The organism is Kosakonia sp. HypNH10, assembly GCF_029850615.1.
Classification (GTDB): Bacteria; Pseudomonadota; Gammaproteobacteria; order Enterobacterales; family Enterobacteriaceae; genus Kosakonia; species Kosakonia cowanii.
On record NZ_JAOTIU010000004.1, the window covers coordinates 253,949 to 267,561 of the forward strand.

At 55.9% G+C, this 13,613-nt stretch carries 16 protein-coding genes and 1 pseudogene; 4 read left to right on the forward strand and 13 right to left on the reverse strand.

What is annotated here, in order from left to right; translation table 11 throughout:
• Both N7V53_RS13530 and N7V53_RS13535 read right to left on the reverse strand, forming a co-directional pair.
• Nucleotides 1-306 (reverse strand): type II toxin-antitoxin system YafQ family toxin, encoded by a 306-nt coding sequence (locus tag N7V53_RS13530; protein WP_054802758.1) that lies wholly within the window; start codon nucleotides 304-306, stop codon nucleotides 1-3.
• Nucleotides 293-565: a type II toxin-antitoxin system RelB/DinJ family antitoxin gene (locus tag N7V53_RS13535; RefSeq protein ID WP_279793667.1), complete on the reverse strand. Its 273-nt coding sequence runs from the start codon at nucleotides 563-565 to the stop codon at nucleotides 293-295. Before N7V53_RS13535 ends, N7V53_RS13530 begins: the two co-directional genes overlap by 14 nt.
• A gap of 85 nt (nucleotides 566-650) precedes the next feature.
• Between N7V53_RS13535 and N7V53_RS13540 the strand changes: the two genes are divergently transcribed.
• Nucleotides 651-1,931: a DUF445 domain-containing protein gene (locus tag N7V53_RS13540; protein ID WP_279793668.1), complete on the forward strand. Its 1,281-nt coding sequence runs from the start codon at nucleotides 651-653 to the stop codon at nucleotides 1,929-1,931.
• Nucleotides 1,932-2,094: 163 nt separating this feature from the next.
• Here N7V53_RS13540 and N7V53_RS13545 read toward each other — a convergent pair whose 3' ends face one another.
• From N7V53_RS13545 to N7V53_RS13585, 9 genes are all read right to left on the reverse strand, one after another.
• Nucleotides 2,095-3,159 (reverse strand): DUF2955 domain-containing protein, encoded by a 1,065-nt coding sequence (locus N7V53_RS13545; protein WP_023480294.1) that lies wholly within the window; start codon nucleotides 3,157-3,159, stop codon nucleotides 2,095-2,097.
• Nucleotides 3,149-4,216, reverse strand: coding sequence for an HlyD family secretion protein (locus tag N7V53_RS13550; protein WP_279793669.1), 1,068 nt, complete (start codon nucleotides 4,214-4,216; stop codon nucleotides 3,149-3,151). Before N7V53_RS13550 ends, N7V53_RS13545 begins: the two co-directional genes overlap by 11 nt.
• Nucleotides 4,217-4,220: 4 nt before the next feature.
• Nucleotides 4,221-4,688 (reverse strand): MarR family transcriptional regulator, encoded by a 468-nt coding sequence (locus N7V53_RS13555; RefSeq protein WP_279793670.1) that lies wholly within the window; start codon nucleotides 4,686-4,688, stop codon nucleotides 4,221-4,223.
• A gap of 99 nt (nucleotides 4,689-4,787) precedes the next feature.
• On the reverse strand, nucleotides 4,788-5,204 hold the full coding sequence (locus N7V53_RS13560; protein ID WP_279793671.1) for a FosA family fosfomycin resistance glutathione transferase: 417 nt from the start codon (nucleotides 5,202-5,204) through the stop codon (nucleotides 4,788-4,790).
• A gap of 14 nt (nucleotides 5,205-5,218) precedes the next feature.
• The gene (locus N7V53_RS13565) at nucleotides 5,219-6,457 is read right to left on the reverse strand and encodes a type II toxin-antitoxin system HipA family toxin (RefSeq protein ID WP_279793672.1); all 1,239 of its coding nucleotides are present in this window, start codon (nucleotides 6,455-6,457) and stop codon (nucleotides 5,219-5,221) included.
• Entirely contained in the window at nucleotides 6,457-6,774 is a 318-nt protein-coding gene (locus tag N7V53_RS13570; protein ID WP_263753316.1) for a helix-turn-helix transcriptional regulator, read from the reverse strand. The genes N7V53_RS13565 and N7V53_RS13570 overlap by 1 nt, the downstream gene beginning before the upstream one ends.
• Before the next feature lie 121 nt (nucleotides 6,775-6,895).
• The gene (locus N7V53_RS13575) at nucleotides 6,896-7,945 is read right to left on the reverse strand and encodes a DUF1176 domain-containing protein (RefSeq protein ID WP_279793673.1); all 1,050 of its coding nucleotides are present in this window, start codon (nucleotides 7,943-7,945) and stop codon (nucleotides 6,896-6,898) included.
• A gap of 94 nt (nucleotides 7,946-8,039) precedes the next feature.
• Nucleotides 8,040-8,648: an ATP-dependent Clp protease proteolytic subunit gene (locus N7V53_RS13580; protein WP_023480386.1), complete on the reverse strand. Its 609-nt coding sequence runs from the start codon at nucleotides 8,646-8,648 to the stop codon at nucleotides 8,040-8,042.
• A gap of 89 nt (nucleotides 8,649-8,737) precedes the next feature.
• Nucleotides 8,738-8,902: a DUF1127 domain-containing protein gene (locus N7V53_RS13585; RefSeq protein WP_279793674.1), complete on the reverse strand. Its 165-nt coding sequence runs from the start codon at nucleotides 8,900-8,902 to the stop codon at nucleotides 8,738-8,740.
• Nucleotides 8,903-9,077: 175 nt separating this feature from the next.
• Here N7V53_RS13585 and N7V53_RS13590 point away from each other — a divergent pair, with 175 nt between their 5' ends.
• Complete coding sequence (locus tag N7V53_RS13590) at nucleotides 9,078-10,493, forward strand: PLP-dependent aminotransferase family protein (protein ID WP_279793675.1); 1,416 nt, start codon at nucleotides 9,078-9,080, stop codon at nucleotides 10,491-10,493.
• A 2-nt stretch (nucleotides 10,494-10,495) separates the two neighbouring features.
• On the opposite strand, the pseudogene N7V53_RS13595 reads toward N7V53_RS13590, so the two are convergent.
• Nucleotides 10,496-10,879: pseudogene (locus tag N7V53_RS13595) on the reverse strand (C40 family peptidase); the annotation flags it as partial.
• 301 nt (nucleotides 10,880-11,180) lie between these two features.
• The gene (locus N7V53_RS13600; protein ID WP_279793676.1) at nucleotides 11,181-11,876 is read right to left on the reverse strand and encodes a FliA/WhiG family RNA polymerase sigma factor; all 696 of its coding nucleotides are present in this window, start codon (nucleotides 11,874-11,876) and stop codon (nucleotides 11,181-11,183) included.
• 324 nt (nucleotides 11,877-12,200) lie between these two features.
• Between N7V53_RS13600 and N7V53_RS13605 the strand changes: the two genes are divergently transcribed.
• A complete protein-coding gene (locus N7V53_RS13605) occupies nucleotides 12,201-13,094 on the forward strand; it encodes a winged helix-turn-helix domain-containing protein (RefSeq protein ID WP_279793677.1) in 894 nt (297 codons plus the stop codon).
• A complete protein-coding gene (locus tag N7V53_RS13610) occupies nucleotides 13,066-13,536 on the forward strand; it encodes a hypothetical protein (protein ID WP_279793678.1) in 471 nt (156 codons plus the stop codon). Before N7V53_RS13605 ends, N7V53_RS13610 begins: the two co-directional genes overlap by 29 nt.
• The last annotated feature ends 77 nt before the right edge of the window (nucleotides 13,537-13,613 follow it).

Below are 13,613 nucleotides of genomic sequence, written 5' to 3' on the forward strand. Positions count from 1 at the left end.
TTATTCGAATAGCTCGGCATGGGTACCCAAATCGGTGAATACCACCAGATGCTTTTCGTCATCAAGGCGATAGACCAGCAGATAGTCGCCGCCAATATGCAGCTCGCGAAACCCCTGCATATTCCCGGTTAAAGCATGATCGTTATAGTGGGCGGGAAGTGGGTTGCCGGAGAGCACCATCGACATGATAGCAGCCGTCTCATGCATATCCCGGCGTCCCGCTTTGTTGTATCGCTCCCAAGCCTTTACAAAGGTTTTGGTGTAATCGGAGCGGAATGGAAGGCGCGCGCGTTTACTCTTTCCCATCGTTTAAGCTGTCCATTAGCTGTTCAACACTCTCAAAGCGTCCCTGCTTTTGCGCGGCGATCTCTTCGGCTTCTATCATTGCGTTACGTAACCGGGCGGTTGGTTTCGTACTAATTTCAAAGGGTATCCCTTCGTTTTTTACAATTTGCTCAGCAAACAGACGTATCGCCGTGCTCCAGTTGAGGCCGCAATTTTCAAGCACCAGCCCGGCGCGTGCTTTAAGTTCACTGTCGATACGCGATCGGATAACAGAATCCATATAACCTCCTGTGCATTTGTGGGCACAGTGTAGCTACAAAATTGATTCTTTGCACCTTCCCCTCGTCTCGCTCTATGCTTATCAGATGGAAAAATTAGCTGAACTGAAGCGCGCCAAACGACTGGCGCTGTCGCTGCTGCTGATCGCCGCCGCGGTATTTGTTACCACTCTCTTTCTGCCGCCGAACTTCTGGGTGAGCGGGGTCAAAGCCATTGCCGAAGCGGCGATGGTCGGCGCGCTGGCCGACTGGTTTGCGGTGGTGGCGCTGTTTCGCCGCGTGCCGCTGCCGTTTATTTCTCGCCATACGGCGATTATTCCGCGCAATAAAGACCGGATTGGCGACAATCTCGGTCAGTTTGTGCAGGAGAAGTTTCTGGATACCCAATCGCTGGTGGCGCTGATCCAGCGGCATCAGCCCGCGCAGATGATCGGCGTCTGGTTCAGCCAGCCGGAGAACGCGCAGCGCGTTGGCACGCATCTGTTGCAAGTAATGAGCGGCTTTCTCGAGATGACCGATGACAGCCGTATTCAGCGGCTGATCCGCCGGGCGGTGCATAAAGCGATCGATAAAGTCGACTTAACGCAGACCAGCGCCCTGATGCTGGAGAGCCTGACGCGTAATAATCGCCATCAGAAGCTGCTGGACACGTTAATTACTCAACTGATTGCGCTGTTGCAGCGAGAAGGTACGCGCACCTTTATCGCCCGCCAGGTGGTGCACTGGCTGGAGACCGACCATCCGGTGAAGGCGAAAGTGCTGCCGAAAGAGTGGCTGGGGGAGCAGAGCGCGGCGCTGGTCTCCGACGCCGTCAACTCTCTGCTGGATGATATCAATGCCGATCGCACGCACCAGATCCGCCAGGCGTTCGATCGCGCGACGATGAAACTGATCGCTAACCTGAAAAGCGATCCGGAGATGGCGGAGCGCGCGGAAAACATCAAAGAGTATCTGAAGAATGATGAGGCCTTTAACCGCTACGTAGGCGAGATGTGGGGCGAGCTGCGCAACTGGATGAAAGCGGATATGCAGTCTGACGATTCAAAGATGCAAAAGCGCATCAGCGAAGCCGGGCTGTGGTTTGGCGAAACGCTGCTGGCGGACGGCGCGCTGCGCGCCTCGCTTAATGAGCACCTTGAGCAGGCGGCCCATCGCGTGGCACCGGAGTTTTCGGCTTTCCTGACGCGTCATATCAGCGACACGGTGAAGAGCTGGGATGCGCGGGATATGTCTTACCAGGTGGAGCTGAACATCGGCAAGGATCTGCAATTTATCCGCATTAACGGCACGCTGGTCGGCGGCTGTATCGGCCTGATTTTGTACCTCTTGTCGCAGATCCCGACGCTCTTAAACCTCTCTGCCCTCTGAACTGCCGGATGGCGGCTCACGCCTTATCCGGCCTACAAAAGCGCCCTGCACGCGAATCGTAGGCCGGATAAGCGCAGTGTCATCCGGCAATTCGTCGCCTCGTACGACCAAAAGCATCACCACACCGTAGGCCGGATAAGCGCAGCGCCATCCGGCAGTGAACTCACTCCTCAATCACAAACCGTGTCGCTTCAAAGCGGTTCAAAATCAGGTGCACCAGATAAACCATCGTAAGCGTCGCCACCAGCGAAACCGTGACGGAGACAATGCGGTACAAATCACTGAACACCAGGTCGGTGTCCGGGTGCAGGTTCTGGCCAAACATAATGCCGATGGTGGTGACGCTGGCGAAACCGACGCCTGCGCCCACCTTCTCCATCACATGCAGCCGCGCGCTAAACGCCAGCCCCAGGCCGATCAGCGGCATCATCAGCAGCATATGGCTGCTGTGGTTATAGAGAATCAGCTGCACCAGCAGGATATAGAGACACGCCAGCACTACGCCCACCACGCGCCACAAAGAACTCAGCACCGACCCGCGATAGTGCATCGGAAAGAGGATCAAAATTCCCGCCATCAATGCCGAAAGGGAATCGCTCAAATCGCTCATCTGGAAGACAACAAAAATCATCGTCGCCACCGTGCCGGAGAGCAGCGATTCGTGGCGCACCCGCGCAGCGTTTTTCTCAATCAGCGGCGGACGGGTGCGCGGCTCGACGTCCGGCAGCAGAAAGTGCATCAGCGCGCTAAGGGCGACGGCCATAATACTGGCCTCAATATTGGAAAAGAGCAGTGTGTGCCAGTCGCTTGACGGGTAGCTCATAAAGTTAAGCATCGTGCTCTGGCACACCACGCCGGTAGAACCAAAGAGAAACAGCGGGCCTTTGCTCATAAAGCGAAAACGCATCACATAGAGCCCAAACACCACCAGCGTCATGATCACCGGCCACTGCATCAGATAGCCGATGATAAACACCATTTCGATGCAGTTAATCACCGCGCTGAACACAAACTGTTTGGCGACATGGCGGTTAAAGACCGGCACCAGCGACAGCAGCATCACCGGGTAGATAACATAGAAGACGCCATACTGCGTGTTGTAAAAGCTCGACACGCTCAGGGCGATCATCCCGGAGAAAACGATGCGCAGCGTCTGGCGAAAATCATTCGCCGTGTAGACGATATTGCCGTGCGGCGTAAAGACGCGGGCCAGCGTGTTAATAGACATAGTGCAGCAGGCTTACCAGGCGGATTTGCAGCCCGGAGAAGAAGCGGGCGAAGATCCCTTCGCTGTTATAGAGCTGCACCGTGGCGCGCGCGCCGGTCGGCAACTCTTTTGGCAGCGGCTCATCCAGCGCCACATGAATGCGCATGCGCTGCGCATCGCGCACCCAGCGGTTGGAAGTTTCCGGCTTCGATAGCTCGCCGTTTACCGCTTGCTGCCCGGCAAGTGTCCCCGCATCGCTGCTGGTGACATGCGCGTGAAACACCTGGCCCGGCAGCGCATCAAACACTACCGCCGCATCGGTGCCAACATGGGTATGGCGCAGGCTCTTTTCACGAAAATCGGCGACGATATCGCTCTTTTCATGCACCAGCGCCAGCGACGCGCCGCCCGCCTGGGCATAAAAACCGGGGCTGAGTTGCAGGTTGCTGACCGTGCCGTCCGCTTCGGCGCGTACCTGCGTCCAGCCAAGGTTCAGCTGCGCCTGTTGCAGGGCGTTGCGATATTTTTGCAGCGTGACGTTATGTGCTTCATCACGTTCACCGCGCTGAATACGCAGTGCTTCAATGCTGGCGTTAAGGTTCGTCACCGACTGCTCGCTCCCCTGCCAGGTGGTGCGCACGTTATCGAGATCGGACTGCGAGACACTCTGCATTTTGCCGAGTCGCTGGTAACGCTCAAAGGTGACGCGATTATTCTGCGCCGTCAGCTGCGCCGTTTTCAGGCTTGCCTGCGCAGCAGCGATCTGCGCGTCGAGCTGTTGATTAGTCAGACGCGCCTGCGCCAGCGCAATCTCCGCGGCTTCCACCTGGTTTTCAAAGGGAGTGGCGTCGAGTCTGTAGAGCAGATCGCCGCGCTTCACCCGGCTGTTGTTCTGCACGTAAACCTCAGAAACATAGCCAGAGACGCGGGCAGAAATCGGCGTCACCACGCGCATTACGGTGGAGTCCGGCGTCAGCGGGATCCAGATATCCGCGACAATAAAATAGACAAACATCAGCAGGAAAGAGGCAATACTGACCCTTACCCAGCGGGCAAATTTTTGTTCAGGTGTCATCATTTTCTTATTCGGTTTTATTATCTTCTTCGCGCATCACGCGCAGATTACAGGCGAGTTGGCTCAGCGTGGCGCTGAACTTTTGCAGATCTTCCGCCGGGATATTCTTCGTAGCCCGCAGCTGGCAGGCTTCAATCACTTGCGTGATTTTCTCCAGCAGAGCACACCCTTTGGCGGTCAATTTCAGCAGGCGGATGCGCTTGTCGTACGGCGATGTCGTACGCGCAATCAGCCCCTGCGTCTCCAGCTGGGCGAGCGTGCGCATCAGCGGCGGCAGCTCAATGCCCTGCACTTCCGCCAGCTCGCTGACCGAAATATTGTCCCCCAGTTGCTGCAACTGCATCAGCACCGTCCAGCTCGACTGAGTGATGCCGGTGTCGCGCAGGGCATGATCAATGGTTGCTCGCCACTGGCGCACCACCATTGCCATGCGCATTCCCAGCGGTCGGCGGGCAAACAGTTCATCTTCGGTCATTACGTCCCCTCACATTAGCGGAGGGGCACGATAAAGGTTATCAGGGTAACTATCAAGAAACGGCGGGGCAAAGAGCATGGATTGTGAAAGGCGAGGAGGTCAATCAAAAAACACCATTCCCTTATAGGGCTTCGCACGACAAGCCGCCAGACGCTGCGCCAGATCGCCGACATGTGCTTCCAGCTTATGACCGTCCGGGTCAAGGAAGTAGTACGACGCCCCTTCGCTTTTGTTCACCTTCCAGCTCACCACGCCCGCCTGTTCCAGCCGCGTAATAAACGCCGCCAGTTCGCCCTCGCCAATGCTGAAGGCGTAATGGGTGTAATCGCTTTGATCGGCAGGCGTCACCCGGCGCACCTCATCGACGGAGAGGCAAATCCAGAGATCGCCGCAGGTGAGATATGCGCCGTTATCCCAGCGCGCATGCAGCTTCAGGCCGAGAAACTGATGGTAGAAATCAACGCTGCGCGCCAGGTCGCTGACCGCCAGCGTAAGGTGGTTAAGGGTAGTTAGCACGGTCTCGTTCTCCATTAAAAGTTAAACGCCGAAGCCATTCTTTCCTGCTCGCTACGCGCGATGCCCAGCGTTTCAGCATGGCTGCGCCACTGGCTTACGCTGCTTAGTACTTCTTGTTTAATCGTGTGCGCTTGTGAACGACTCAACTGGAAAAAATCGATAACTGACATCGCCAGTTCAAAATCGAGGCTGTTATCGCTATCGCTGATATTAAGATGCAACCCTTGTGCATCCGGCACCGGGTTAATGTCATAAGCGGGCGACAAACGCCAGCCACCCTGCTGATAAATAAAACCGTGGTTACGCAGGTGATCGTCGTTATTAGAAACGGCGATATTGAAAACGATGCGTCGCCACAGCTGGGCTAAATCGTCGCGGCTGCGGGCACCCTTTTCCGTCAGGAACTGCGCCAGCTCGAGGTAAGACGCCTCGTAATCACCGTCGTAATAACCAAGCTGCGTCATTGCAGAGGTAAAGTGCAGCCGCGAATCGGCCGTTCTGTCAAAGCGCTTAGTCAGAAAAGTATGGTACTCGCGGTCGAAACGCTCAATACGGCATTCAGCCATATCGATTCCCGCATTACGCGCCAGTTGCCAGGTCAGAAACTCCCACGCCGCGATATCGTAATCATCGTAGCGGCTGGGAAATTTGGCGATCCATAAATGATCATCTTCATCACGCACGCTGGCTTTAGGCCGCGCGCCACCCAACGAGGAGCCCGGTGACATCAGCATTTCCAGCCATTTTAGATATTCAGCATCGTCACGCTCGTCATGACGTTCGACCTGCTCTGCCGCATGCTCCAGCTCTCTTAACGAGGTCAGTGGCGGTGCCGCTAACCGGTGATTATCGTCAAGAAAAGTGCCGTCAGGATCGCGTTTGAAGCGCAGCGCGCCCTGGCGGTGAAAATCATGCACCCCCAGCAGAAAATCGATTTCGCCCAGTTGCCGTGGACGGCGCGCTTCATGCCGGGCAAGAATGGCCTCCCGCCGTTTCATCAGTAGCCGCCCCCAGCGATCCGGGCAGGAGTCGAGAAAAACGCGAAAATTCCGTGATGCCTGGCTGTGCTGCTCGCCGGAGTAGAGTTCCAGGTCGGGATCGACTTTCTGCGCGAAGGGCGAAATTAGCCACTCATCGTCATAGCGAAAACTAAAATGCTCGCCATTGCGTATTCTGTCCGCACGCAGCAGGCCAACCCGCGCAGGCTCAGCAAAATCTTGCCAGTCGGCATACACCCAAACATCCGTTGTCATTAACGCGGCTCTCCTCTCTTCCTTAAAAGCTCAATATCCTGCAACTTGCGCCCCAGCTCATCATCCCTGGCAAGCAGAAGAAAATCATCGACCAGCCCGAGTACGCCAAGCACAGCCACATAGTGCCCAAGCGAAACCTTTGGGTCGCCCTGCTCGATTTTCCGCAAGGTAAGACGGCTCAACCCCGTTCGTTCTGAGAGCATAGTCTGAGTGAGTTTTCGGCGTTTACGGGCAAGTTTGATGTTCTCACCAAACTGCGTAAGCACTTGCTGATGGCGGGGAAAGATAACCGCGCTGCGTTTATCTCTTGCTGTCATGGTCACTATACTTACCATTAATATTGAATTTGGTAAGTATAGTGACCATTAAATCGAAGGTAAAGTATATAAAATGAACACCCACGCATTCTTTTATCAGGTCGCGGGGGTGTTCAGAGAGTTATTTCGCGGCTTTCACCTCGGCAACAAACTCGGGAAGCTCCCAGGCACCGCCCGCGCGAATGCCGCGGCACAGGCCGGTAGTGCTTCCGCTGCTCTTACGAAACGCTTCGCCGTCCCACACCCACTCGGCTGATGCCCAGCAGTCGCCAATTCCGCGCCCGCGCTGAGCGAGGGTGATGGCACCATCACTGTAATCCGTTCCCGAGCTGGTGATGAACTGCGGTTTCTCTTTCAGGGCGTTATCAACTACCCAGTAGCCGTAACCTTCGTTGTAGGCGGCGCGCCAGCAGAGTGTGGACACCAGGCCATGTTTTGCGTCCAGCGGCGTCAGGGTGAGATCATTTTCACCTTTGATCACCTCCTCTTCCGGACTGGAGAGCCGGCCACAGTCATCATCTTTAGCGATGGCCGCCAGCAGCCGGGGCGTGAGTTCTTTTGCTTCAGCGGCACTCAGGGCGCGCGCGTTTTCCTTGCTGACCGGCGCGGCCTGGATCACCGGGGCGGGGATCGCAGCGGTAACCGAGGTTTCGGGCTTATTGCCTTTTTTACTCAGTGCGCCCGGCGTGCCGACGCGCCCCTGCACATCGTCAATCTTCAGCAGCGCGGCGGAAGCGCCGTCGCCAGAGAGCACAAACGTTTTCGCGCCGCCTTTAAAGACCACCATGCCGCTGCCCTTCACCGCAGCAATCATCTGCGCTGCCTGCTCGTCCGTCAGACGCCAGGTGTCGTTATCGCCGGGGGTTAACGCGCCGAGGGGTTTACCGTTAATCCACAGTGCCAGCTTCGGCGGCGACGGCGGTTCACTGCCGTCCATATCTGCCAGCACCACCTGCACGGAAACCGGCGTCTGCGGCCCCGCTTTACGGGTGATCAGCACCGAGCCGGAGGCATCCTCTTCCGTGCTGTAGCCCGCAGCGCGGCAGGTCAGGGTGTTATCGCACACCACTTGCCAGTCTTTATGTTCGAACGAGACGCTGGCAGGTGCCGCCAGCACGGGAAGGCTCAGGGTCGCTGCGGTTATCAGCGCCGCGGTGATACTTTTTTTCATGCCATCACTCCATTGAGAAAGGCGTCAGGGGTGCGAAACAGAATCAGGAAAATGATGAGGCGAGAGAGTTCCCGCCTCAGAAAAGCACAGTCGATTAGTCGAGGTTGAGATCGGCGTAGGAGTTGACCACGCGGGAGACAATGCCGTAATCCATCGCCTCTTTGGTGTTCATCCAGAAGTTGCGATCGGTGTCCTGCTTCACTTTCTCCACCGGCTGGCCGGTCGCGTCAGCAATCATGCGGTTGACGCGCTCAAGGGTGCGGATGATCTCTTTGGCTTCGATTTCGATATCGCTCGCCTGACCACGCACGCCGCCCAGCGGCTGGTGGATCATAAAGCGGGTGTTCGGCAGCGAGTAGCGATGCTCTTTTTTCGCCGCGAGGAAGATGGTGATCCCGGCGCTGGCGACCCAGCCGGTGCCGATGATATGCACTTCCGGGGTGATAAATTTGATCATGTCGTGGATGGTATCTGCCGCTTCGACATGGCCGCCCTGGCTGTTGAGATAGATTTTGATCGGCGCATCGCTGATGCCCTGTAACAGCAGAAGCTGGGTTACCACTTTCTCTGTCAGCGCCTGGTTGATCTCACCGGAGATGATGATCGAACGCGCATCCAGCAGTTTCTGCTGCATCAGCTGGCTGGCATTGCCCGCTTCTTTCTCTTTTTTGTCGTCATCATCGTGGTTAGTAATAAAATGCATGGGCTCTCTCCCTTCAGGTTATGGAGCTAAGCATAGCCCAACGCAGGGTGGGCGGGAACCACCAGATATTTCCAGCGCCCGTTTTGCCTTCAGCTTATATCGCTACGCCGTAGTCCCATATCTTTTAACTGTTCGTCACTCAGCCTGCGCAGTTCGCGTCGGGTTTTCGCCAACAGGTGCCAGCGCCGCAGCTGGTGCCAGAGTAAAACAAACCCGGAAAACGGGCGCTGTGGTCGATTTTCGAAAAATTCCATGTTGCTCTCCTCGCCTGAAAAGAGCTCTATCTTCGCTGCGATCGTCCTGCACAATACAGACTCAAAAAATAGTTTTCTTTACCATACAGATGACGTAAAAAGGGATCTGCACGCCGCTTTCTCGCCCAATCTGTACTGTTTTTTGCAACTGTATGGTGACTTTTTAGGATACAGCATGACCCGCTACCAACATCTGGCCACTTTGCTTGCAGAGCGTATTGAACACGGCTTATATCGCCACGGTGAAAAATTGCCTTCGGTGCGCAGCCTGAGCCAGGAGCATGGCGTCAGTATCAGCACCGTACAGCAGGCTTATCAGGTACTGGAGACGTTGCAGTTAATCACTCCGCAGCCGCGCTCCGGCTACTTTGTCGCGCCGCGCAAAGCCAAACCGCCGGTGCCGGCGATGTCGCGCCCGGTACAGCGCCCGGTTGACGTCACACAGTGGGATGAAGTGCTAACTCTGCTTGATGCGCGCACGGATAAAGAGATTGTCGCTTTCGGCGGCGGCGCACCGGACCTTAACCAGCCGACCCTCAAACCGCTGTGGAAAGAGATGAGCCGCATCGCGCAGCACCAGGTGATGGATGCACTCAGCTATGACCCCCTGCCCGGCCAGCAGGAGCTGCGCGAACAGATCGCCCGCCTGATGCTTGATGGCGGCACGTCGTTAAATGCCGAAGAGATTGTTATCACCGCCGGCTGCCACCCGGCGCTGTCGCTGGCGCTGATGGCGGTCTGCGGCCCCGGCGATATTGTCGCCGTCGAGTCGCCCTGCTTCTACGGCACCATGCAGCTGCTGCGCGGGCTGGATATCAAAGCGATCGAAATCCCCACCGATCCGGAAACCGGGATCAGCATTGAAGCGCTGGAACTGGCGCTGGAGCAGTGGCCGATCAAAGGGGTGATCCTGGTGCCCAACTGCCAGAACCCGCTCGGGTTTACCATGCCGGAAGCACGCAAAAAAGCGGCGCTGTCGCTGGCACAGCGCCACGATATTGTCATTTTCGAAGATGATATTTATGGCGAGCTGGCCACCGACTATCCGCGCCCGAGTACCATCAAATCCTGTGATATCGATGGCCGCGTGCTGCTGTGCAGTTCACTGACCAAAACCGTGGCACCGGGTCTGCGTATTGGCTGGATCGCGCCGGGGCGCTATCTGGATCGGGTGATCCATAAAAAATATGCCGCCATCGGCACCAACGTCCCTTCCACCCAGCTGGCGGTGGCGGCGTTTATCCGCGACGGGCACTATCACCGCCACGTACGCCGGATGCGCCAGATCTACCAGCAGCGGCTGGCTGTCTACACCTGTTGGGTAAGGCAATATTTTCCATGCAATATCTGCGTGACGCGCCCGCAGGGGGGATTTCTGCTGTGGGTCGAACTGCCGGAAAGCGTCGATATGGTCTGTGTTGCACGCCAGCTATGCCGGTTAAAAATCCAGATCGCACCCGGGTCGCTCTTCTCGGCTTCCGGCAAGTATCGCAACTGCCTGCGCCTCAACTGCGCTCTGCCGCCGGATGAAGAGAGACGGGAGGCAATCAAACAGCTGGGCGCGGCGATCCACCATGCGCTGGAGGAGTAGCCTCAGAGAATCGCCTCGTTAGTCAGAATACGCCGCGCGCCGAGGTAGTGATCCTGCCAGTAATCATTGGTCAGGTTACTGATACGGATCTTCAGCCCGCTGCGCGGTGCTTCGATAAAGGTATTGTTGCCAAGATAGACGCCAACGTGATCTGCCGGGCCGCGCGTTTTACTGCGGAAGAACACCAGATCGCCGCGGCGAAGTTTATGGCGGGCTACTTTTTTCAGCCCCTTATCCCTGAACATCGCACGGGTGGTGCGCGGCAGTTTTCGATCCAACACTTTGTTATAGGCGTAGACCACCAGCCCGCTACAGTCGAACCCCCGCTGCGGTGAGACGCCGCCGCGCACGTAAGGTTTACCGAGCTGTTTCTCCAGGCGGTTCATCACCGCAAGTAACGATGCGCGAACGCGCGCTTTTCGCTGCGCCTGATGATGCGCGGCAGTTGTCTGCGCGTTCGTCTCAGATGCGGTTAACAGAGGCGCCGCTGTGCGCGAGGGCGTTTGTACACACCCGGTTGCCAGCGACAGCACAAGAAGAGTAAAAAAAAGCCCCAAAAACCCTCGGAGCAAGCTCCGACTGGGGGCGACGATGGATGACAAAATCACAGCTTTCACAAGAACAACACATTTATACCAACGAGTTAAACGTAAGCACCGGCAATAGCCAGCACCGCGGATAGCGCGTTTATTGACGAGTAAACGCCTGAACCTTCTGGGCAATCACTTTATTAAGCTGGCAAACACGCGCTTCCGATACGCCGATCACCTGCGCAATCTCTTTCAGGTTCAGTTCATGCTGGTAATAGAGCGCGAGGATCAGCTGCTCACGCTTGTCGAGGCTGGCTACCGCGCTGCGTAACGTGTAGGCGGGAAGCAGTTCATCCTCGAGCTGGCGGCTATAGAGCGCGCTGGCGTGCAGATCGCTCTCCAGCAGGTTATCCAGGCTCTCCAGCGCACTGGCCGAGTGCAGCAGCAGATATTGCTGCCAGGCTTCCGGCGTTACCGACAGCCGTTCACTCAGCTCCTCAAAGCGCGGCTCATACCCCAACTCACGGGTGATCTCGCGGATCGCATCCGTCAGCTTATGCGTCTGTTGACGCAGCCTGCGCGGCCGCCAGTCCTGCTGGCGTAACTCATCCAGCACCGCGCCGCGAATACGCTGAATGGCGTAGCCGGCAAACTGCGCGTCCGGCGGGCCATAGCGGCGCAGCGAGGCCAGCAACCCCATCAGGGCAATCTGCCGCATATCCTCTTTGCTCATTACGCTGCTGGTCTGCCAGCTGAACTGTTTGACGACTTTATGTACCAGCGGCAAATAATCACTGATATAACGCGCTTCATCAGCGGGATTTAAGGTTTTTGCGGCAGTTAAATTCATCATTTACATTACGTATGAGGAACAGCGGATAAAACAATTAATAAAAAGTTTCGGCAACACCTAATTAACAAAATGAGAAGAGAAGTAGCGAATAACTTACAAAAGCGCTCCTCAACGGCGTCAAACAATACACCACAAACCCGTTTTTTAATCCTTTGAAAAGCGGCAACTAATGAAATCACATGTAATTTACCCGTAGCCTTCCGTATTATTAACGCCACAAACCGGTGAACTACGAATATTTATTCTATTATTTATCCGATTCAGCCGACGACATTATTTCTTGTGATAAGCCTCTGCCGGATTGGCCTCAATCGTTAACCTTTTATGAATAAAACCAATTGCACCGTGAATAACTGGGTCATCGTTCCCGCCTCAGGCGCGATCCACCATGTGGTGACTGGCGAGGAGAGACGGCTGGGAACGCACCCGCTCAGACTGCTGGCTGTTTTGCAGCAACACCCCGGCGAGATCCTCTCCCATGAGGCGTTGACTGCGCAGGTGTGGGAGGATCGCGCAGTCAGCAGCCACAGCCTGCCCAACGCCATTCACACGCTGCGTACCGCCCTGGCGGATAACGGCAAGCAGCAGCGAATTATTCGCACCATCCCGAAACAGGGCTACGTGCTGGAGGCAAAATATTGTCGCCCTCTGGTCAGTGGGCCGCCGCCAGATCCGCGCTCTTTAACGCCTGAAATCGATATTCCCCCGCAGGAGACGCCACCTGCCGCGCCTGCGTTACCCGCACCAACCCGGCAACAGACGCCTGTTGCTGCACAACCTTTTCCCTATATAAAGGTCCTGCTTATTATGCTGATCTTAATATTCAGCACTCTCTGTAGCGGCTATCTGGCGCTCACCTATAACAACAAAATAGTGGCAAAAGAGGTGGCGAAAAATATCTACAGCCATCTGCGTATTTTTGCGCTGCTGGCACCGGGCGAAAGAATGAAAGAGCCGACGGCTATTTATGATCGATTAAAGGAGAGCTATACCCGGCTTAATCAGCAGGCAAAGCAGAAGGCGCTGCGTATTGCTATTTACTATCGAAGCCAGAACCAAACACTGAATTATACCTTCCGCATACATACTCCCTGCGAGCAGCGGGTACTGGTGATGCAAATTGACCACTGGCGCTCCGACACGGCGTTATTAAATAAGCTGATCATGAGTGAAACACGGAGAAAAATGGATGAAATGGCACTTTGTCACCGCCAATAAACAGTCACTATTACTGCTTGCCACCACTCTGGCGGCGCTGGCCTGCGGCATCGTTTTCCAGCGTGAACAGCGCGCCCTTTATCAGACGGGGGAGATCGTACAGCAGGTGGGGTTTTATGATTTGATGCTGCACCAGCAGGAGATCTACGATTCGCGCATCAGCACGGCGGGCAATATTATTGTCAGCACGCTCAGCAGCCCGCACGATGCGGCCTTTATGCTCAAAAGTAACTTTGTCCACACGCGCCAGCGCTACGGTAAACACTATTTTGCCTACGCACCGGTGCTGTTCAACCCGGCAAAAGGTAACCGCATGGTGACCAACAATGTTGATCTGCTGACCTATTCAGAAAACGCCATGCAGCAGATTGCACCCGATGGCGTGCCGCTGGTCTGTCAGCAAAATGGCATGATTTTTCGCTATCAGCTGGAGCGGGATTAAGCAAAAACCCGGGGATTAAGTTTGCAGCGACGGTGGTCGTTTTAGGTAGCCAGATAGCCGCCAAACGTTAACCGCCC